Source organism: Achromobacter sp. CF-sbj1-Ac2-l (genome assembly GCF_052698165.1).
In genome coordinates, this window is record NZ_CP199855.1 from 6250128 (window position 1) to 6269244 (window position 19117).

Consider the following 19117-nt stretch of genomic DNA (forward strand, 5'->3'; position numbering starts at 1 on the left):
CAAATTGACGCAGGTCTTACTTGACTTCGACCTTGGCGCCAGCTTCTTCCAGCTTCTTCTTGGCGGCTTCGGCGTCAGCCTTGGCAACGCCTTCCTTGACGGGCTTCGGCGCGCCGTCGACCAGGTCCTTGGCTTCCTTCAGGCCCAGACCGGTCAGCTCGCGCACGGCCTTGATGACGGAAACCTTGTTGGCGCCGGCTTCAGCCAGGACAACGGTGAACTCGGTCTGCTCTTCAGCAGCGGCGGCAGCGCCACCGGCGGCCGGAGCGGCCACGGCCACAGCGGCGGCAGCAGCCGACACGCCGAACTTCTCTTCCATTTCCTTGATCAGCTCGGACAGTTCGAGCACGGTCATGCCAGCGATGGCGTCAAGGATTTCAGCTTTGTTAAGTGCCATTTTTAAGAACTCCAAATATTGGGTAATGCCAGGGTTTGGGTGTCGCTCGGTCGTTCAGCGAATTTCCGTGAAGGGCGGGGATTAAGCCGCGGCCTTCTGGTCGCGCACGGCGGCGAGGCCACGGGCGAACTTGGTCGGAACTTCGTTGAGCGTACGCACGAATTGCGCGATGGGGGCTTGCATGGTGCCCAGCAGTTTCGACAGCAACTCTTCGCGCGAGGGCATGGTGGCCAGAGCCTTCACGCCTTCTTGGTTCAGCAGGCTGTTGGGCAGAGCGCCCGCCTTGATGACCAGCTTGTCGTTGCTTTTCGCGAAACCTGCGAGGACCTTGGCCGCCGTAACCGGATCAGCGCTGATGCCATAGATCAGCGGACCGGTCAGTTGCTCGGCCAACGGCTCGAAAGCCGTGCCGGCAACAGCACGACGGGCCAGCGAGTTCTTCAGAACTCGCAGATACACGCCCGATTCACGCGCAGTTTTGCGCAGTACGGTGACAGAGGCGACGTCCAGACCACGGTACTCGGCGATAACAATCGATTGCGCCTTGGCCACTTCGGCCGAGACTTCCTCGATTACCACCGCTTTCTCTTGACGATTGAGACTCACGGTTTGAACACTCCATCAAAAGACGCCTGGGGCCGGAGCCTTGCGCGTCAACCGAATGCGGCGCCTGGTCGAGTTCTTCGGGTAAAGAAATCTTCCTGGGGACGCCGTCTACGCTGGATCCGAACTTTGCGAGCTTCGGGATTAAGCGGGGCAGCGAGGGTACTGCTTCCAGCGGAAGGAGAACCTTCGCGCTGACCTGCTCCAGCGGTCTTTGACAGCAGCATCCGGAGGAATCCGGATGCGGCCCAAAGTACGTTTACAACTGTTGGCTTAGTTGGTAGCCGACAGCGAGGCAATTTCCACGCGCGCACCGCCGCCCATCGTGGACGAAACGGCCAGCTTGCGCAGGTAGATGCCCTTGGCAGCGGCGGGACGAGCCTTTTGCAGGGCGTCGACCAGCGCGGCCAGGTTGGTTTGCAGCTGTTCCACGCCGAACGACGCGCGGCCGATCGTGGCGTGGATGATGCCGGCCTTGTCGGTGCGGTACTGAACCTGACCGGCCTTGGCGTTCTTGACGGCGGTGGCGACGTCGGGGGTCACGGTGCCGACCTTCGGGTTCGGCATCAGGCCACGCGGGCCCAGGATCTGACCCAGGGCGCCGACAACACGCATCGTGTCGGGCGAGGCGATGACCACGTCGAAGTCCATCTGACCGGCCTTGATCTGGTCGGCCAGGTCGTCCAGGCCGACGATGTCGGCGCCAGCGGCCTTGGCGGCCTCAGCCTTGTCGCCTTGGGCGAACACGGCGACGCGGACCGACTTGCCGGTACCGGCGGGCAGCACGACCGAGCCGCGGACCAGTTGGTCCGACTTCTTCGGGTCGATGCCCAGTTGCACGGCCACGTCAATCGATTCGTTGAACTTGGCGACAGCGGTTTCCTTGACCAGGGTCAGGGCTTCGGCGACCGGGTACAGCTTGGTGCGGTCGATCTTTTGCGCAATGGCGGCGGCGCGCTTGCTCAGTTTTGCCATGATTAGATCCCCTCAACCGTGATGCCCATGCTGCGGGCGCTGCCAGCGATCGTGCGGACGGCGGCGTCCAGATCAGCGGCGGTCAGATCGGGGCCCTTGGCCTTGGCGATTTCTTCAGCTTGCGCGCGGGTCAGCGTGCCGACCTTGTCGGTATGCGGCTTGGACGAACCCTTCTGCACGCCGGCGGCCTTCTTGATGAGGACCGTCGCGGGCGGGGTCTTCATGATGAAGGTGAAGCTCTTGTCGGCGAAAGCGGTGATCACCACCGGAATCGGCAGACCAGGCTCCATGCCTTGGGTCTTGGCGTTGAACGCCTTGCAGAATTCCATGATGTTCAGGCCACGCTGACCCAGGGCCGGGCCAATCGGGGGGGAGGGGTTAGCCTTACCAGCCGGCACTTGCAGCTTGATAAAGCCGACGATCTTCTTCGCCATGCTTTGCTCCTTGCGGGTTATATCGCCCTAGCGCGCGGCCAGGGCTCCCCGGGGGTTGAAATCAGGTCTTTTCGACCTGGCTGAAATCCAGTTCGACGGGGGTGGCACGACCGAAGATCGTGACAGACACGCGAACCTTGCTCTTTTCGTAGTTGACTTCTTCGACGTTGCCGTTGAAGTCCGCAAACGGACCTTCCTTGACCCGAACCATCTCGCCCACTTCGAACAGGATCTTGGGGCGGGGTTTCTCGACGCCCTCTTCCATCTGGGAGAGGATCTTTTCGACTTCCTTTTCGGAAATCGGGGTCGGACGATTGCCCGAGCCACCCAAAAAGCCGGTGACGCGGTTGGTGTTCTTGACCAGGTGCCACGTTTCGTCGGTCAGGTCCATTTCAACCAGGACGTAACCGGGGAAAATGCGGCGCTCGGTGATCGACTTCTGGCCACCCTTGACCTCGACGACTTCCTCGGAGGGCACAAGAATGCGGCCAAAAGACGTTTGCAGGCCCGCGCGCTCGATACGCTCGTTCAGGGCCTTGTGTACGCTTTTTTCCATGCCGGAGTACACATGGACGACATACCAACGCTTACTCATTCGCCGTCCTTATTTCCAGCCCAACAACAGGCCGTAGAGAATCCATTCGATGCCCTTGTCGAGCACCCACATGAAAATGCCCATGACCGCCACGAACGCGAAAACGATGCCCGTCATCTGGGTCGTTTCCTTGCGGGTGGGCCACGAGACACGCTTGACTTCGTTGTAGGACTCGCTGGCAAAGCTCAGCGTGCGACGCCCCGGCTCGCTGAACCAGGCGATCACGGCCGCGATCACGAGGCCGCCGACAAAGACGCCGATACGAGCAGGCATCGGTTGTGCGCTGAGCACGGAAAACCCGACGATGCCAGCAATAACGACAAGAACCGCCAGCCCGAGCTTGACCCGGTCGGCGGTACTGGTTACGGTTTCTACGCTGGTATTAGACATATTGCGACGCGAGCCGCCGTGAATGCGTAACTCGCGATGATCTCCCGCGGGTTTATCCTGGCGGTGGCAGGGGCAGTAGGAATCGAACCTACAACCTTCGGTTTTGGAGACCGACGCTCTGCCAATTGAGCTATGCCCCTAAAACACTCACATTCGCACTCACGTGCACTGCACTTTCATCGTTCCGCTTCATCTATCAAGCCACTACCATGTGTAGCGGCTTGCGGAACCATACATCATACTACTTTTACAGCAAAGATGGATAGAGGGGCTTGAGAGCCCACTCTACCCATCCGGGTATTGCTTACTTCAGGATCTTGGCGACGACGCCGGCGCCGACGGTACGACCGCCTTCACGGATGGCGAAACGCAGGCCTTCTTCCATGGCGATCGGGGCCAGCAGCTTGACGGTCATCGTCACGTTGTCGCCCGGCAGGACCATTTCCTTGTCGGCCGGCAGGTCGATCGTGCCGGTCACGTCCGTCGTGCGGAAGTAGAACTGGGGACGATAGCCGTTGAAGAACGGGGTGTGGCGGCCGCCTTCTTCCTTGGACAGGATGTACACCTCGGAGGTGAAGTCCGTGTGCGGGGTGATCGAGCCCGGCTTGGCCAGAACCTGGCCGCGCTGGACGTCTTCACGCTTGGTGCCGCGCAGCAGGATGCCCACGTTGTCGCCGGCTTGACCTTGGTCCAGCAGCTTGCGGAACATTTCCACGCCGGTGCAGGTCGTCTTGACCGTCGGGGTGATACCGACGATTTCGATTTCTTCGCCAACCTTGATCACGCCGCGCTCGATACGGCCGGTCACCACGGTGCCGCGACCCGAGATCGAGAACACGTCTTCGACCGGCATCAGGAACGCGCCGTCAACGGCACGCTCGGGCGTCGGGATGTAGGTGTCCAGGGCTTGGGCCAGCGACAGGATCGCTTGCTCGCCCAGTTCGCCCTTGTCGCCTTCCAGCGCCAGCTTGGCCGAACCCTTCACGATCGGGGTGTCGTCGCCCGGGAAGTCGTACTTGCTCAGCAGTTCGCGAACTTCCATTTCCACCAGCTCGAGCAGCTCGGCGTCGTCAACCATGTCGGCCTTGTTCAGGAAGACGATGATGTACGGCACGCCAACCTGGCGGCTCAGCAGGATGTGTTCGCGCGTTTGCGGCATCGGGCCGTCAGCGGCCGACACGACCAGGATCGCGCCGTCCATCTGGGCGGCGCCCGTGATCATGTTCTTGACGTAGTCAGCGTGGCCCGGGCAGTCAACGTGCGCGTAGTGACGCGTTTCCGTTTCGTACTCGACGTGGGCCGTGTTGATCGTGATGCCGCGAGCCTTTTCTTCAGGTGCCGCGTCGATCTGGTCGTAGCCCTTGGCTTCGCCGCCGAACTTGGTCGACAGAACGGTCGTGATGGCCGCCGTCAACGTCGTTTTGCCGTGGTCAACGTGACCAATCGTACCCACGTTCACGTGCGGCTTGGTACGTTCAAACTTGCCTTTTGCCATGGCTGACTCCTGACCTGGATTGCGCTTTTGACTGAAGCTGCTGACTGAAGATAAGACTTTGGAATTTGTGGTGCCCATGGCGCGGATCGAACGCGCGACCTCTCCCTTACCAAGGGAGTGCTCTACCACTGAGCCACATGGGCATGTGTACTGCTTGGAGCGGGTGAAGGGAATCGAACCCTCGTCGTAAGCTTGGAAGGCTTCTGCTCTACCATTGAGCTACACCCGCGGCTGTCCTTTCACCACCTCACTATCCATCCCAGACTTTCAAAACTAAGGCCTTGGAGAACCAGCCACCTTCGTTGCGAAGGCCGCCCAGTTCCCTAGGCCTACATTTTAAAATCCAGGCAAACATCGCCTGGATTCAGGTTTGGGTCTCTGGTGGAGGAGGTTGGATTCGAACCAACGTAGGCGCAAGGCCAACAGATTTACAGTCTGCCCCCTTTAACCACTCGGGCACCCCTCCAGCGGAGAACTTGAGATTATGAACACTTTCAAATCCGCTGTCAAACGCCTGGGACGAAAAATATTCAAAACTTTCGTTCTGCCTGCCGCGTTTCCGCGCAGAGGGGGCGAAGCTTACAAGATTCCGCGAACGGCTGCACGAAAAAGTTCGGCGTACTGGTCTGACGTATAGACGACGGGGTTGGTGCCGCCGGACGGATCCTCGCTGGCCATGCGCCCTACCCGCTCGGCTTGCGCGTCGTCGATGCCGATGTCGGCCAGGGTGTGCGGGATGCCGACGGTCTCGCGCAACGCCAGGACCCAGTCGAGCACGGCGCCGGGACTGTCGTCCGGCAGCGCCAGATAGCGCGCCAGCGCCTGCAGCCGCGGCGCGACCGCGTGCTGGTTGGCCTTGAGCACGTAGGGCATGAGGATGGCGTTGAGCATGCCGTGGTGGGCGTCGTACAACGCCCCCAGCGGATGCGCCAGCGCGTGCATCGCGCCGAGCCCGCGCTGGAATGCGGTGGCGCCCATGCTGGAGGCCACCAGCATCTGCTGGCGCGCCTGCAGGTCGGCGCCATCGGCCACGGCCTGCGGCAGGTATTCCTTGATCATTCGCATGCCTTCCAGCGCGATGCCGGCGGCCATCGGATGGAAGAACGGCGAACAGTAGGCTTCGAGGTTGTGCGACAGCGCATCCATGCCGGTGGCCGCGGTGATGCGCGGCGGCAGGCCGACGGTAAGCTCGGGATCGAGGATGACGATCGCGGGCAGCATGCGCGCGTGGAAGATGATGCGCTTGACCTGCGCCGCCTCGTCGGTGATGACGGAGGCGCGCCCCACTTCCGAGCCCGTGCCCGCGGTGGTCGGCACCGCGACGACTGGCGCCATGCCGGCCACGTTCACGCGCAGGTAGTTGTCGCCCACGTCTTCGAAATCCCACAGCGGGCGTTTCTGTCCGGCCATCAGCGCGATGGCCTTGGCCGCGTCCAGCGCCGAGCCGCCGCCGAACGCGATCACGCCGTCGTGGCGGCCTTCGCGATAGCGCGCCACGCCATCGTCCACGTTCCTGCCGGTGGGGTTGCCCTTCACTTCGTGGAACAGGCCGCATTCGAGTCCGGCCTGGCGGCAGCCGCGCACCGCGTCGGCGATCATGGGCAGCGCGGCCAGGCCGGGATCGGTGACCAACAAGGGGCGCGCCATGCCGAGTTCGCGGCACCAGTCGGGCAACTCCTTGATGCGGCCGGGGCCGGCCTTGATGGCGGTGGGATAGTTCCAGTTGACGCTGGGGACGGTCATGTCGGCTCCTGGTCGCGCGCTCAGGCGTTGCGGCGCAGATGGAAGGATTTGGCTTGGGTGAGCTGTTCGTAGCCGACGCGCGACAACGAAACGCCGCGGCCGGTGTGCTTGACGCCGGTCCACGCCAGCGCGGGATCGAGGTAGTCGCAGCGGTTCATGAAGACGGTGCCCGTGCGCAACTGGCGGCCGAGATGCAATGCGGCCTCTTCATCCTGCGTGAAGATGGCGGCGGTCAGGCCATAGGGGCTGTCGTTCATCAAGGCGACGGCCTCTTCGTCGCTGTCGACCGGCATCACGCCGACCACGGGGCCGAAGCATTCATCGTTCATGACGCGCATGCGGTGATCCACCTGCGTCAGCAGCGTCGGCGCCACATAAGGCGTGCCGGCGCGCGCGGCGTCGAAACGCGCGGCATCGACCAGATTGCGGGCGCCGCGCGCTTCGGCTTCGGCGATCACCTCGCGCACCTCGTCGGCGGCGCGCGTGCGCACCACCGGACCGAGCGTGGTGTCCGGCTGCAGGGGATCGCCCAGCACGTACTCCTGGGTCAGCGCCGCGGCGCGATCGATGAAATCCTGGTAGCGGTCGCGCGCCACGTAGATGCGCTGGATGCCGCAGCAGGACTGGCCGGAATTGAAGAAGGCGCCGTCCACCAGCGTCTCGACCGCGTGCGCCAGGTTGGCGTCGGCGCGCACATACGCGGGGTCGTTGCCGCCCAGCTCCAGGCCCACGCCGATGAAGCGGCCGGCGGCGGCCTGCTCCACGCTCTGGCCGCCGCGCACCGAACCGGTGAAGGAGACATAGCCGATCTCGGGCGCGCGGATCAGGCGTTGCGCGATGTCGTGGTTCGCGTGCAGGTACTGGAACACGCCATGCGGCACGCCCGCTTCGCTGAAGGCGCGGCCGATGAGTTCGGCGCACAGCGGGGTCTGGTCGGAGTGCTTGAGGATGACAGTGTTGCCGGCCATCAGCGCCGGCACGATGCTGTTCACGGCCGTCAGCAGCGGATAGTTCCACGGCGCGATCGTCAACGCCACGCCGATCGGCTCGCGGCTGATGAAGCGCGTGAAGCCGGCGATCTCGGGCACCTGGATCGGCGCCAGCGCTTCGGCGGCGATGCCGATCATGTGGCGCGCGCGCGCCTCGAAGCCATCGACCTCACCCGGCGTGTAGCGCAGCGGACGGCCCATCTGGATCGTGATGGCCCGCGCGATCTCGGCCTTGCCCGCGACGAAGCGCGTCACCGCATCGGACAGGATGCGGCCGCGCTGCTCGATGCCGAGCGCGTGCCAGGCGCCCTGCGCGGCCTGCGCGTCGGCCAGCGCCTGCGCGACCTGCGCCTCGCTGGCGTAGGGACGGCGCACGACTTCGCGGCCGTCGATGGGACTGATGGTGATGAGTTCCTGCGTCATGGCGACCCTGTGCATGCGTGGTGAAAAGATGAAGCGGCGGCGTTCAGATGATCTCGAAATAACGAGCCAGTTCCCAATCGGTGACGTGACGGCGGAACTGGCGTTCTTCCCATTCGCGCGTGGCGGCGTAATGCTCGACGAAGGCATTGCCGAACAGCTCGCGCGCGGCTTCGGACTGGCGCAGGCGCTGCGCCGCTTCCCACAACGTCGTGGGCAGGCGCAGGTGCTCGGGAAACTGCTGCGTGTAGGCGTTGCCCTGCACCATCGGTTCGGGTTGCAGGCCCTGTTCGATGCCGCGCAGGCCCGACGCCAGCGCGGCCGACAGCGCCAGATACGGATTGGCGTCGGCCGAGCCGATACGCACTTCGACACGCTGCGACTTGTCGCTGCCCGGGATGAGACGCAGCGCGGTGGTGCGGTTCTCCATGCCCCAGGTCGCGTCCAGCGGCGCCCAGTAACCCGGCACCAGGCGCGAATAGCTGTTGATGGTCTGCGCGTATAGCGCCATGAATTCGGGCAGGTAGCGTTGCACGCCGGCCATGAAGGCTTCCTGCGTCACGCTCATGCCGTGCGGGCGCGACTCGTCGTGGAACGCCGAGCGGCCGCTAGTGCGGTCGCGCAGCGACAGGTGGATGTGACCGCTCTGACCGGGATGATCGTGCGACCACTTCGCCATGAAGGTGGCCATCAGGCCGTTCTGCTGCGCCAGCGCCTTGGTGAAGGTCTTGAAGAGGAAGGCCTTGTCGCCGGCGGCGGCGGCCTGGTCGACCGCGATGGCCGCCTCCAGCACGCCGGGACCGGTCTCGGTATGCAGGCCCTCGATCGGCATGTCCATGCGCTCGCACATGTCGAGCAGCTTGCGGTAGAAATCGCCCTGCACCGTGCTGCGCAGCACCGAGTAGCCGAAGTTGCCTGGGGTCCAGTTCTCCATGTCGCGGTAGTGCTTGGCGCGCACCGAGTGCGGCGTTTCGCGGAACATGAAGAACTCGTATTCGAGCGCGGCGTAGACCTCGAAGCCCATGTCGGCGGCGCGGTCCAGCGTGCGGTGCAGCAGGCGGCGCGGGCAGATGTCGGCGGCGGGGCCTTCGAACTCGGCCAGGAACAGCAACATGTCCTCGCCCCCGGGGCCCTGCTCCAGCGGCAACCGGCGGCAGGTGCTGGGCACGATGCGCAGCTTGGCATCGGGATAGGCCGTGTGCCAGCCGGTGTACTTGGTGTTGTCGTAGAGCTGGTCGTCCAGGTCCCAGCCGAACACCACGTCGCAGAACGCCAGCCCGCCGCGCAGCGCGGCCAGGAATTTGTCGCGCCTGACATACTTGCCCAGCATGACGCCATCGACGTCGGACAGGCCGATCTTGATATGCGAGAGCGTGCTGGCCTGGACCAGCCGCTCCGCGTCTTCCACCGTTGCTACCCCTAGTGCATGCATGGCTCGTTCACCTTGTCGTGGCTGAAGCGTTGCGTTGACGTGCGGGGTCGCGGGGCGCGGTGTTTCAGGTCACGGCCGCCCCCAGCATCCGCATCGCCTCGCGATGCAGTTGCGGCGTGGCGGCCGCGATCACGCGGCCCTGCGACGCGAGGCCTAACGGCTGCCCCGACCAATCGGTAATGACGCCGCCCGCGCCTTCGATCACGGGCATCAGCGCCAGATAGTCATACGGCTGCAGGCCGGCCTCGACCACCAGGTCGACATGGCCGCTGGCCAGCAGGCCATAGCTGTAGCAATCGCCGCCATAGCGGCGCATGCGCACCGAGCGCGCCAGCGCCTCGAACGCGTCCAGGTCGGCGCCTTCGAAGATGTCGGGCGAGGTGGCGTAGAGAATCGCCTGGCCCAGTTCGGTGCAGGGGCGCGCGCGGCAGGGTTCGCCATTCAGGCGCGCGGGCGAACCGGCAACGCCCAGCCAGCGTTCGGCCATCATGGGAATGTCGATCAGGCCCAGCACCGGGCGGCCGCGGTGCAGCAGGCCCAGCAGCGTGCCCCACAGGGGATTGCCGGAGATGAAGGCGCGGGTGCCGTCGATGGGATCGAGCGACCACACCCACTCGGCCTCCGCATGGCTGGCGCCGTATTCCTCGCCGAAGATGCCGTGATCCGGATACTGGCGGGCGATGGCTTCGCGCAGCGCCTGCTCGACCTCGCGGTCGGCACGGGTGACGGGACTTTCATCCGCTTTGGTTTCGACCATCAGGGGGTGGCGGAACCACTGGCGCGACAAGGGCCGGACCTGGTCCGCCAGCGTCTGGGCGAACGAGGAAAACGCGGCCAATTGCTGCGCGGTAAGCGGCGGCGAAGTTTGCATGACGAGCTCCGAGGCGTAACGCGGCGCGGAAAGACCCATGCGATTCGGGTTTTTCCAGTCTAGACACGTTGCCACAAATTTGCAAATATACCTAAAAACGCAACTCGGGAAACGCAACGTTTCCTCGCGCAACCCTACCGCCCCGCCCCGCAGGTCGCCGTTCGCAGAAAAGCAGCTCATCGCCGTTGCCGTGTATTCCTTTCCGGAGTCCCATCATGCAATGTAAGAAGAAGCTTGGTCTCGTGGTTGCAGTGATTTCCCTAGGTTTGACCCAGGCCGTCCACGCTGGCGCCATCACCGTCTACACCGCGCTGGAGGAAGACGAGATCGCCGCCTACCTGAAGGCCGCCAATGCCGCGCTGCCGGACGTGAAGGTGAACGTGCTGCGGCTGTCCACCGGCGACCTGGGCGCGCGCCTGATCGCCGAGGCCGGCAATCCGCAGCAGGACGTGATCTGGGGATTTGCCGTCAGCAACATGCTGGATCCGCGCCTGCAGAAGCTGCTGGAGCCCTATGCGGCCAAGGGCATCGACGCCCTGCCAGCGCAATACAAGGCCGCCGACAACAAGTGGTTCGCCGCCACCGGCTACGTGGCCGCGTTCTGTGTCAACACCGACCGGCTCAAGTCCAAGAACCTGCCGATGCCGACCTCATGGGAAGACCTGACCAAGCCGGTCTACAAGGGCGAGATCGTCATCCCCAGCCCGGCCGCATCCGGCACCGGTTATCTGCAGATCGTGGCGCTGCTGCAGGGCCTGGGCGCCGAGAAAGGCTGGGCGCTGCTCAAGGACCTGGACAAGAACGTGGCGCAGTACACGCCGTCGGGTTCCCGCCCCTGCAAGATGGCGCGCGCCGGCGAGTATGCGATCGGCGTGTCGTTCGCGTTCCCGGCGATGCAATCGATCGAGGAAGGCTTTCCGGTGAAGATGGTGATCCCGTCGAAATGGGTGGGCTACGAACTCGAAGCCTCCGGCCTGATGAAGACGTCGAAGAATCCCGCGGACGCCAAGCGCTTCCTCGACTGGACGCTGTCGGCGCAGGCAGGCGGGCTGTACAGCAAGTACAAGGAACTGGTGACGATTCCCGGCGCCGCCCCCAACAAGGCGGCCGAAGCCGCGGGCTTGCCCAAGGACCTGACCGCCGTGCTGTATCCGGTGGACTTCCAGAAATCGGCGGCGGAACGCGACGCCACCATCAAGACCTGGCAGGACACCATCAAACGCTGACGGCGCGCGCGGCCGGCGCCGCCGGCCGCCACGCCACCGCCTGGAGCGGCCATGTACCTGGAATTGCGCGGGATCCGCAAGACCTTCGACGGCGCGGTGGCGCTGGAAGGCATCGACCTGTCGGTGGGCGAACATGAATTCGTCTGCCTGCTGGGACCCAGCGGCTGCGGCAAGACGACCCTGCTGCGCATCGTCGCCGGGTTGCTGCCGTTCGACAGCGGCACCATCACGCTGGGCGGACGCGACCTGTCGGCGCTGCCGGCGCGCAAGCGCGGCTTTGGCATCGTGTTCCAGTCGTATTCACTGTTTCCCAACATGACCGTGGCCGAGAACGTCGGCTACGGCTTGCGCATCCGTGGCGAGAGCCGCGAGCGCATCGACGCGCGAGTGCGTGAATTGCTGGCGCTGATCAAGCTGCCGGATTATGCACAGCGTTATCCCCACCAGTTGTCCGGCGGCCAGCAACAGCGCGTGGCACTGGCACGGGCGCTGGCGGTGGACCCGGCGCTGATCCTGCTGGACGAACCCTTGTCGGCGCTGGATGCGCGCGTGCGCACCGACATGCGCGCCGAGATCCACGAGGTGCAGCGCCGCCTGCGGATTCCGACCATCATGGTGACGCACGACCAGGAGGAAGCGCTGACGCTGGCGGACAAGATCGTGTGCATGAATGACGGCCGCGTCGAGCAGGTGGGCTCGCCTTCCGATCTGTATCTGCGGCCGAGCACACGCTTCGTCGCCAACTTCGTCGGCCTGAGCAACCTGCTGCCGACCGACTGGGTGCGCGAGGCCATGCCGGCGTTGCTGGCGACCCGGCCCGATGGCGCCAGCGAGCGTTTCGAGGCCTGCCTGCGGCCGGAAAGCCTGCGCATCGCCGCCGACGAGCGCGGGCCGGGCCGGGTGCGCGAAATGACCTTCATGGGCAACCTGACGCGCGTGCGGGTGGACTGGCGAGGCCGCGAGTTGCTGGTCGAACAACAGGGTGCGGCGGGCTTGTCGCAGGGCGCGCCCGTGCGGCTGGACATGGCGCCGGAACAATGCGCCTGGGTTCGCGTATGACTGAGTCCGCCACGCCGGCACGCGCGGGAGTCCGAGCATGAATACGGTTCGTATCGGCGCCGCCGCGTCGTCCCGCGCCGGCCGCGCGTCCGTGTCGCTGGACCGGGTGTTGCTCTGGACCTGCGTCGGCATCCCGATGGCCGGGCTGGCATTGTTCTTCCTGTATCCATTGGCCACGGTCGGCTGGCGCAGCCTGGTGGAAAAGGACGGCGCTATCGGCCTGGGCAATTACGCCGAGGTGTTCGCCACCCGCGGCATCCTGACCGCCACCGCCAACAGCCTGACGATGAGCGCGGCCACCACCGCCGTCAGCCTGCTGCTGGGCTTTGCCATCGCTTTCGGGCTGGACCGCAGCCGCATGCGCGGCAAGGCGCTGGTGAAGCTGGCGCTGGTGCTGCCGCTGCTGGCGCCGTCGCTGGTGCAGGGGCTGGGGCTGATCTTCATCCTTGGACGCAACGGCCTGGTGCATCGCTGGACGGGCTGGGAATTCGATATCTACGGGTTCTGGGGCCTGCTGATCTCCAACGTGTTCTACGCCCTGCCCCAGGCCGTGCTGATCCTGCAGGCGGCGCTGCGCAACACGGATGCGCGCTATTACGACGCGGCCGAGGTGATGGGCGCGTCGAGCGCGCGGCAGTTCTTCGACATCACGCTGCCCAACTGCAAATTCGGGCTGCTGAGCGCGGCGTTCGTCGTGTTCGTCATCACCATCACCGACTTCGGCAACGCCGCGGTGATCGGCGGCAACTATCGCGTGCTGGCCACCGAGATCTACAGCCAGGTATCGGGGCAGATGAATTTCGGCATGGGCTCGGTGGTGGGCATTTTGCTGCTGCTGCCGTCGCTGATCTCGGTGCAGATCGAACGGGTGGCGTCGCAGCGCCAGTTCGGCGCCGCCTCGCCCAGCGGATTGCGCGTCACGCCGCAACCGGCGCGCGGCCGCGACCTGGCGTTCACGGCCGGCGTATTGCTGTGCGCCAGCGCCATCGTGGTGACGGTGGGCACGGTGGTGTTCGCGAGCTTCATGCGGCTGTGGCCCTACCGCATGGAGTGGACCCTGAAGCACTACGACATCACCGTCAGCGGCGGTTATGCGCCGTTGTGGACCTCGCTGTACCTGTCGCTGGCGGCCGCGGCCGGCGGGGTGCTGCTGCTGTTCTTCCTGACCTTCGGTGTCTGCCGCATCCCGCGCGCCTGGGCCAAGCTGGTGTACCTGGTGTCGGTGCTGCCGGTGGGCGTGCCGGGGCTGGTGCTGGGGCTGTCCTACATCTTCGCCTTCAACTCGCCCGCCAATCCGCTCTACGCGCTGTATGGCAGCGCCGCGCTGATCGCGCTGTGCAACTTCTACCACTATCACACACAGGGCTTCCTGACGATGATGACCGGCATGCGCGCGGTGCCGCAGGCGCTGGAGGAGGCGGTGAACTGCCTGGGCGGCGGCACCCTGCAGGTGCTGCGCGACGCGGTGCTGCCGCAGATCGCCCCAACGGTGCTGGGCGTGTTCTTTTTCCTGTTCATGCGTTCCATGGTGACGCTGTCGGCGGTGATCTTCCTGGTCACGCCGTCGGTCAGCGTCGCGCCGGTTTCCGTACTGCGGCTGGACGAAGCGGGGTTCGTCTCGCAGGCGGCGGCCTATTCGACGCTTATCATGCTGGTCGTGGGCGGTTCGCTGCTGGCGATGCGCGCGTTGATCGCGCTGCCGGCGCGACGCCGCAAATAGATTAGGAAGCATCCGATATGTGGCAAGAAGAGCGGTATCAGAGAATCCGCGCCCTGCTGTCTTCGCTGCAGCAGGTATCGACCGACCGTATCGTCGGCGAGTTGGGGGTATCGCGGGAGACCGTCCGGCGCGATCTGCTGGAACTGGAGGCGATGGGCGAATTGCGCCGCGTGCATGGCGGCGCGGTGCCGGTGCACAGCGAGCCGCCGATCACCGAGCGCGTGCACACCCGCGTCAAGTACAAGCGCGCCATCGCGCGCGCCGCCGCCGGCCTGGTGACGAGCGGCCAGACGCTGTTCCTGGACGCCGGCAGCACCACCAGCATGCTGGCGGACGAACTGGCCAAGCTGAGCGGCCTGACCCTCATCACCAATTCGTTCGACGTGGCGCTCAAGGTCGGCGCCGCCGGTAGCGGCGCCAATGAACTCATCATGCTGGGCGGATCGGTGGGCGGGCCGGTGTGCGCCACCGCCGGCGACATCACCATCGCCGAGATCCATCGCTACCGCGCCGACGTGGCGTTGCTGTCGCCCGTGGGCGTGGATGCCGAATGCGGCGCCACCAGCTACGACCTGCGCGAAGCCGAGGTGGCGCGCGCCATGGCGGCCAACGCCAAGCAGCGCATCCTGCTGGCCGACTTCAGCAAGATCGGCCTGTGCAGCCGGGTGTCGTACTGCGAGGTGAACCGCATCGATCACCTCGTCACCAACACCAATGCGCAGAAGCAGCCGGCCTTCGCGGCCCTGAAGAGCGCGGTCGGCAAGATGCTGGTGGTGTAGCGCCGCCTCAATCCACCGACACCCCCGCCACCTTCACCATGTCTGCCCAGTACGCGGTGTCCTGTTGCAGCCGCTTGCCGAACGCATCGGGCGCGCTGCCGACGGGCTGGCTGCCGCCCGCCTGGATCTTGGCGATGACGTTAGGCGACTTCATGGCCTGCGCCACCGCCTGCGCCAGGTAGGCGACGCGTTCGGGCGGCGTGCCGGCCGGCGCGAACAGGCCGTACCAATCGTCGGCCGTGATGCCGTCCATGCCGGATTGGCCAAGCGTGGGCGCGCCCTTGAAGATGCCGATGCCGTTCTCATGGCTCAGCGCCAGGATGCGCAGCTTGCCGGCCGCCACCATCGGCTCGGCCGAGGCCGGCGAGGTGATCAGCATGTCGACCGTGCCGCCCATCAGGTCGGTGATCGCGGGCGCGGCGCCACGGTACGGCACGTGCACCAGCTTGACGTTGGCCTTCTGCGACAGCAGCGCCCCCATCAGGTGGCTCATGGTGCCGTTGCCGGGCGTGGCGTAGGTGATGACGCCGGGCTGCTTGCGCGCGGCGTCCAGGTAGTCGCCCAGCGACTTGTAGGCGCTTTCGCTGCGCGCCACCAGCACCAGCGGCGCCGAGGTGATCTGCGAGATCGGCACGAAATCCTTGAGCGGATCGAAGCCCACGTTCTTGTACAGGCGCGGGTTGACCGCCATCACGCTGGTCTGCGACATCACCAGCGTATAGCCGTCGGGCTTGGCGCGCGAGACCTGCGAAGTGCCAACGTTGCCGCCCGCGCCCGAGCGGTTTTCCACCACCACGCTCTGGCCGGTGATGGCGCCCAGTTCCTGCGCGAGGAGACGCGCGACGCCATCGTTGCCGCCCCCCGGCGGGAACGGCGAGACCACGGTGATGGGCTGCTTGGGATAGTCGGCCAATGGCGCCGGCGCCTGGGCGTGGGCATTCATCCCCCAGGCGAGGCAGGCCAGGGCCGCGGCGGTCTTGCAGGCATGCTGCAGATTGAGCTTGATCATCGGTATTTCCCCTTGTGGTTGGCGGCCGGATGCTCGGCCGTCCATTGCATTTCGGTTCGCCATGAACCGTCCGCGCCCCGCCGTCGAAAGCGTCGGGGCGTGCTGATCGGATGAAGCGTTGGGCGCGGCCGCCACGGCGGCCGCGAGGATCATGCAGTCACGGCGGTCACCCGGCCGGGAAGCGGTAGGCGGCGCGTTCGCGCGCGTCGATCTGCTTGACCAGGTTGGTCTCCCAGGCGAGGTACTGGCGCGCGGCGGCCTTGTTGCCGTCGTGGCGGTCGTGCACAAAGAACAGGTAGTCGATGCAATCGGCGTCGGCCGGCTCGGCCGGCGTAGACACCAGCGCCAGGCCGGCAGCCGACCAACCCGCGGGCGTGCCCAGGTTGGCCTTGACGTCGCGCACGCCGAGCGCGCGCAGGTCCGCCGCGGCCCAGGCGGCCACCGCGCGTTCTTCGGCCAGCAGCACCAGCGGACGCGAGGGATCCAGCGCCAGGTCGGTGAAACGCGGCCGCACCGACCAGCGCGCCCCGTCGATGTGCTGCGCGCGATAGCGCATGCTGGGACGTATGTCGAGCAATTGGGCGCCTTGCGCCTGCGCGGCGGCCAGGGCCGCGTCGTCGAGCAGCGTCAACGCGGGCTCCGCCGCCGGGGCGAGAGGCGCTTGCAGGTCGGCGGCCACGCCTTCCCGCAACACGCTCGCGTCCCAGCCCATCTGGCGCAGCCAACTGGCCACCACCGGCGCGCGCACGCCTTCGCCATCGAACACCACGATGCGCGCGCCGCGCACCGCCAGGTACTGGTCGGTGGCCTGGATCAACTGGCCGCCGGGCGTGTGCTGGGCGCCCGGCAGCGAGCCGCGCGCGAATTCCTCGGCGCTGCGCACGTCGCACAGGAAGGTGCTGCGGCTGGCGTCGTTCAGCCAGGCGCGCACCTGCGCGGCGTTCACTTCCGGCACGCCGTGACGGCGGGCCAGGCCAGCCGAGCGCTGCGCCAGGTCGGGCAGGTCCGCGGCGGCCACCGTGTCGTCGTAGCGGCGGCTGGCGCCATGCTCCAACTTGAAATCAGCGAGATACCAGCCCTGCGTGCCGTTCTCCAGTGCATAGACCGGGTTGGGCACGCCCAGATTGATAAGCGTCTGTGCGCCGATGATGCTGCGCGTGCGGCCGGCGCAATTGACCACGATGGTGGTGCTCGGGTCGCGCGCCAGCGTGTGGGCGCGCAGGGCCAGCTCGCCGTTGGGGCAGCAGATGCCGCCGGGAATGCTCATCTTCTGGTATTCGCTGTAGGGCCGGCCGTCCAGCACGATCAGGTCGTCGCCGCGGCGCTGGCGCTCGGCCAGGTCGGCGGCGCTGATGCGCGGGGTGTGGAAAACCTCTTCGGCCAGTTCGCCAAAGGTCTTGCTCGGCACGTTGACCCCGGCGAAGGCGGCATAGCCGTCGCGCTGCCATTGCGCGATGCCGCCGGCGAGGCGATAGACCCGCGTGTAGCCCAGGGCGCGCAACGCTGTCGCCGAACGCGCGGCGACGTCGTCGTCGCCACCTTCGTCATAAACCACCAGGCGCACGTCGCGACGCGGCGCCAGGCGCGCGATGTCGGCCTCGAGCCGGCTGAACGGCACGGGCGCCGCATAGAACAGATGGGACTCGCCGTACTGGCCATGCTCGCGCACGTCCAGCAGCGCAATCTCGCCGCCGTCATGCAGCCAGCCTTTGAGGGTGTGCGAGTCGATATCGGCCAGTGTCAGGTGGGAATGGGAATGCATCGTTAAATCCGCAGGGAATCGGAGGAAGGGGCGTTCTGGGTCTGCAGGCCGGGCCGCAATTGGCCGAATGCCTGGTCGAGGTCGGCGATCAGGTCGTCCGGCTCCTCCAGACCGATATGCAGGCGCAGCATGGCGCCGTGCGGGGCGACGGGCAGGGAACGCGCTTTGGACAGATTGACGGGAATCACCAGGCTTTCGAAGCCGCCCCAGGAAGCGCCGATGCCGAACAGGCGTAGCGCGTCGATGGCGCGTTCCATGTCGGCGTCGGTGATGCCGGCGGCGAACTCAAGCGTCAGCAGGCCGTTGGCGCCCGAGCATTCGCGCCGCCAGACCGCATGCGCGGGATCGTCGGGCAAGGCCGGGCACAGCACGCGCGCCACTTCCGCCCTGCCCTGCAGCCACTGGGCCACGCGCAGGGCGCTGCGGGCGTGCTGCGCCATGCGCAGCGGCAGCGAGCGCATGCCGCGCAGCACCAGGAAGGCGTCGTCGGCGCCGACGGTCTGGCCGAAGTCGATGCTGGCGCGTTCCAACGCGCGCCAGGCGCGGGCATTGGTCACCACCGCCCCCATCATCACGTCGGCATGGCCGCCCAGGTATTTGGTGGCGGCGAGGATCGAGATATCCGCGCCCAGCGCCAGCGGCTGGCACAGCAATCCCGAGGCCCAGGTGTTATCCACAGCCAGCCAGCAATCGTGGCGCCGCGCCAACTCGGCCAGTTGCCGCAGGTCCGGCATCTCGTAGGTCAGCGAGCCGGGCGACTCGGCATAGATCATGCGCGTGTTGGGACGCAGCAACTGCGCCAGGCCGGCGCCGTCCGGCCGATAGAAGGTGAATTCGATGCCCAGCCGCGCCAGGTGCTCGGCGCAGAAGCGGCGCACCGGCTCATAGACCGCGTCGGTCACCAGCACATGGTCGCCGGCGCGCAGATAGGCCAGCAGCACGACGGCGATCGCGGCCTGGCCCGTCGGATAGAGCTGGGCGCGATGACCCTGCTCCAGCTCGACCAGCGCGTCTTCCAGCGCGTGCGTGCTGTCGGTGCCGCGCGCGCCGTATGACGGCAGGCGTTCCTGTTCGCGGCGCGCGCGGGTGTCACGCCAGGCCGCGACGCTGTCGAACACATAGGTGCTGGCGCGCGTGACCGGGGTATTGACCCAGCCGGCATGGGGACGCCCGGCGCGCAGCAGGCGCGTCGCGGGCCGCAGGGGCTTGTTCATGATG

The 19117-nt window shown here is 66.1% G+C and carries 18 protein-coding genes and 4 tRNA genes; 4 read left to right on the forward strand and 18 right to left on the reverse strand.

Translation table 11 applies throughout. The annotated features are described in order from the left end of the window. Positions 1-16: 16 nt before the first annotated feature. The 15 genes from rplL to hisN all read right to left on the reverse strand — a co-directional run bounded on the left by rplL (position 17) and on the right by hisN (position 10344). Entirely contained in the window at positions 17-397 is a 381-nt protein-coding gene (gene rplL / locus ACUDCK_RS28705; protein WP_006389590.1) for a 50S ribosomal protein L7/L12, read from the reverse strand. Between the two features lie 81 nt (positions 398-478). Then, positions 479-1003 carry a 50S ribosomal protein L10 gene (rplJ, locus tag ACUDCK_RS28710; protein ID WP_006389589.1) on the reverse strand — a complete coding sequence of 175 codons (525 nt, stop codon included), beginning with the start codon at positions 1001-1003 and terminating at the stop codon, positions 479-481. A 270-nt stretch (positions 1004-1273) separates the two neighbouring features. Next, positions 1274-1975 (reverse strand): 50S ribosomal protein L1, encoded by a 702-nt coding sequence (gene rplA / locus ACUDCK_RS28715; RefSeq protein WP_006389588.1) that lies wholly within the window; start codon positions 1973-1975, stop codon positions 1274-1276. 2 nt (positions 1976-1977) lie between these two features. After that, positions 1978-2409 carry a 50S ribosomal protein L11 gene (rplK, locus tag ACUDCK_RS28720; RefSeq protein ID WP_006389587.1) on the reverse strand — a complete coding sequence of 144 codons (432 nt, stop codon included), beginning with the start codon at positions 2407-2409 and terminating at the stop codon, positions 1978-1980. Between the two features lie 61 nt (positions 2410-2470). Continuing rightward, complete coding sequence (gene nusG / locus ACUDCK_RS28725; protein ID WP_006389586.1) at positions 2471-3004, reverse strand: transcription termination/antitermination protein NusG; 534 nt, start codon at positions 3002-3004, stop codon at positions 2471-2473. Between the two features lie 9 nt (positions 3005-3013). Beyond that, complete coding sequence (secE, locus tag ACUDCK_RS28730; RefSeq protein ID WP_006389585.1) at positions 3014-3394, reverse strand: preprotein translocase subunit SecE; 381 nt, start codon at positions 3392-3394, stop codon at positions 3014-3016. Positions 3395-3458: 64 nt separating this feature from the next. Then, positions 3459-3534, reverse strand: a tRNA-Trp gene (locus tag ACUDCK_RS28735). A 164-nt stretch (positions 3535-3698) separates the two neighbouring features. After that, complete coding sequence (gene tuf, locus ACUDCK_RS28740; RefSeq protein ID WP_020925806.1) at positions 3699-4889, reverse strand: elongation factor Tu; 1191 nt, start codon at positions 4887-4889, stop codon at positions 3699-3701. Positions 4890-4957: 68 nt separating this feature from the next. Beyond that, positions 4958-5032 (reverse strand) — tRNA-Thr (locus ACUDCK_RS28745). A gap of 12 nt (positions 5033-5044) precedes the next feature. Then, positions 5045-5118, reverse strand: a tRNA-Gly gene (locus ACUDCK_RS28750). Between the two features lie 150 nt (positions 5119-5268). Beyond that, positions 5269-5355 (reverse strand) — tRNA-Tyr (locus tag ACUDCK_RS28755). 113 nt (positions 5356-5468) lie between these two features. Then, positions 5469-6632 carry an iron-containing alcohol dehydrogenase gene (locus ACUDCK_RS28760; protein ID WP_064527423.1) on the reverse strand — a complete coding sequence of 388 codons (1164 nt, stop codon included), beginning with the start codon at positions 6630-6632 and terminating at the stop codon, positions 5469-5471. A 20-nt stretch (positions 6633-6652) separates the two neighbouring features. Beyond that, a complete protein-coding gene (locus ACUDCK_RS28765; protein ID WP_054504503.1) occupies positions 6653-8044 on the reverse strand; it encodes an aldehyde dehydrogenase family protein in 1392 nt (463 codons plus the stop codon). Positions 8045-8087: 43 nt separating this feature from the next. Beyond that, positions 8088-9473, reverse strand: coding sequence for a glutamine synthetase family protein (locus ACUDCK_RS28770; RefSeq protein ID WP_175167891.1), 1386 nt, complete (start codon positions 9471-9473; stop codon positions 8088-8090). A gap of 64 nt (positions 9474-9537) precedes the next feature. Next, positions 9538-10344: a histidinol-phosphatase gene (hisN, locus tag ACUDCK_RS28775; RefSeq protein ID WP_175167890.1), complete on the reverse strand. Its 807-nt coding sequence runs from the start codon at positions 10342-10344 to the stop codon at positions 9538-9540. 215 nt (positions 10345-10559) lie between these two features. Between hisN and ACUDCK_RS28780 the strand changes: the two genes are divergently transcribed. Genes ACUDCK_RS28780 through ACUDCK_RS28795 form a run of 4 tightly spaced genes read left to right on the forward strand, consistent with a single transcriptional unit; the run spans position 10560 to position 15128 of the window. Continuing rightward, positions 10560-11570 (forward strand): ABC transporter substrate-binding protein, encoded by a 1011-nt coding sequence (locus ACUDCK_RS28780; RefSeq protein ID WP_053086031.1) that lies wholly within the window; start codon positions 10560-10562, stop codon positions 11568-11570. Positions 11571-11621: 51 nt separating this feature from the next. Continuing rightward, positions 11622-12629 carry an ABC transporter ATP-binding protein gene (locus tag ACUDCK_RS28785; protein WP_020925800.1) on the forward strand — a complete coding sequence of 336 codons (1008 nt, stop codon included), beginning with the start codon at positions 11622-11624 and terminating at the stop codon, positions 12627-12629. 37 nt (positions 12630-12666) lie between these two features. Further along, positions 12667-14349, forward strand: a complete 1683-nt coding sequence (locus tag ACUDCK_RS28790; protein ID WP_063580195.1) for an ABC transporter permease subunit — start codon at positions 12667-12669, stop codon at positions 14347-14349. A gap of 17 nt (positions 14350-14366) precedes the next feature. Continuing rightward, positions 14367-15128, forward strand: coding sequence for a DeoR/GlpR family DNA-binding transcription regulator (locus ACUDCK_RS28795; RefSeq protein WP_063584705.1), 762 nt, complete (start codon positions 14367-14369; stop codon positions 15126-15128). Positions 15129-15135: 7 nt separating this feature from the next. Here ACUDCK_RS28795 and ACUDCK_RS28800 read toward each other — a convergent pair whose 3' ends face one another. From ACUDCK_RS28800 to metC, 3 genes are all read right to left on the reverse strand, one after another. Continuing rightward, the gene (locus ACUDCK_RS28800) at positions 15136-16137 is read right to left on the reverse strand and encodes a Bug family tripartite tricarboxylate transporter substrate binding protein (protein ID WP_175167889.1); all 1002 of its coding nucleotides are present in this window, start codon (positions 16135-16137) and stop codon (positions 15136-15138) included. Between the two features lie 166 nt (positions 16138-16303). Then, positions 16304-17899: a rhodanese-like domain-containing protein gene (locus ACUDCK_RS28805; protein ID WP_175167888.1), complete on the reverse strand. Its 1596-nt coding sequence runs from the start codon at positions 17897-17899 to the stop codon at positions 16304-16306. Positions 17900-17901: 2 nt separating this feature from the next. Next, positions 17902-19113 carry a cystathionine beta-lyase gene (metC, locus tag ACUDCK_RS28810; RefSeq protein WP_054504510.1) on the reverse strand — a complete coding sequence of 404 codons (1212 nt, stop codon included), beginning with the start codon at positions 19111-19113 and terminating at the stop codon, positions 17902-17904. Positions 19114-19117: the final 4 nt, after the last annotated feature.

Excerpts from the sequence above, each read along its gene's own strand:
- ACUDCK_RS28805 (WP_175167888.1), bottom strand. The coding sequence starts at position 17,899 with ATGCATTCCCATTCCCACCTGACACTGGCCGATATCGACTCGCACACC.
- hisN (WP_175167890.1), bottom strand. The coding sequence starts at position 10,344 with ATGCAAACTTCGCCGCCGCTTACCGCGCAGCAATTGGCCGCGTTTTCC.
- ACUDCK_RS28765 (WP_054504503.1), bottom strand. The coding sequence starts at position 8,044 with ATGACGCAGGAACTCATCACCATCAGTCCCATCGACGGCCGCGAAGTC.
- ACUDCK_RS28800 (WP_175167889.1), bottom strand. The coding sequence starts at position 16,137 with ATGATCAAGCTCAATCTGCAGCATGCCTGCAAGACCGCCGCGGCCCTG.
- ACUDCK_RS28785 (WP_020925800.1), top strand. The coding sequence starts at position 11,622 with ATGTACCTGGAATTGCGCGGGATCCGCAAGACCTTCGACGGCGCGGTG.
- rplK (WP_006389587.1), bottom strand. The coding sequence starts at position 2,409 with ATGGCGAAGAAGATCGTCGGCTTTATCAAGCTGCAAGTGCCGGCTGGT.
- ACUDCK_RS28790 (WP_063580195.1), top strand. The coding sequence starts at position 12,667 with ATGAATACGGTTCGTATCGGCGCCGCCGCGTCGTCCCGCGCCGGCCGC.
- secE (WP_006389585.1), bottom strand. The coding sequence starts at position 3,394 with ATGTCTAATACCAGCGTAGAAACCGTAACCAGTACCGCCGACCGGGTC.
- rplA (WP_006389588.1), bottom strand. The coding sequence starts at position 1,975 with ATGGCAAAACTGAGCAAGCGCGCCGCCGCCATTGCGCAAAAGATCGAC.
- rplL (WP_006389590.1), bottom strand. The coding sequence starts at position 397 with ATGGCACTTAACAAAGCTGAAATCCTTGACGCCATCGCTGGCATGACC.
- nusG (WP_006389586.1), bottom strand. The coding sequence starts at position 3,004 with ATGAGTAAGCGTTGGTATGTCGTCCATGTGTACTCCGGCATGGAAAAA.
- ACUDCK_RS28760 (WP_064527423.1), bottom strand. The coding sequence starts at position 6,632 with ATGACCGTCCCCAGCGTCAACTGGAACTATCCCACCGCCATCAAGGCC.
- metC (WP_054504510.1), bottom strand. The coding sequence starts at position 19,113 with ATGAACAAGCCCCTGCGGCCCGCGACGCGCCTGCTGCGCGCCGGGCGT.
- ACUDCK_RS28770 (WP_175167891.1), bottom strand. The coding sequence starts at position 9,473 with ATGCATGCACTAGGGGTAGCAACGGTGGAAGACGCGGAGCGGCTGGTC.
- ACUDCK_RS28795 (WP_063584705.1), top strand. The coding sequence starts at position 14,367 with ATGTGGCAAGAAGAGCGGTATCAGAGAATCCGCGCCCTGCTGTCTTCG.
- ACUDCK_RS28780 (WP_053086031.1), top strand. The coding sequence starts at position 10,560 with ATGCAATGTAAGAAGAAGCTTGGTCTCGTGGTTGCAGTGATTTCCCTA.
- tuf (WP_020925806.1), bottom strand. The coding sequence starts at position 4,889 with ATGGCAAAAGGCAAGTTTGAACGTACCAAGCCGCACGTGAACGTGGGT.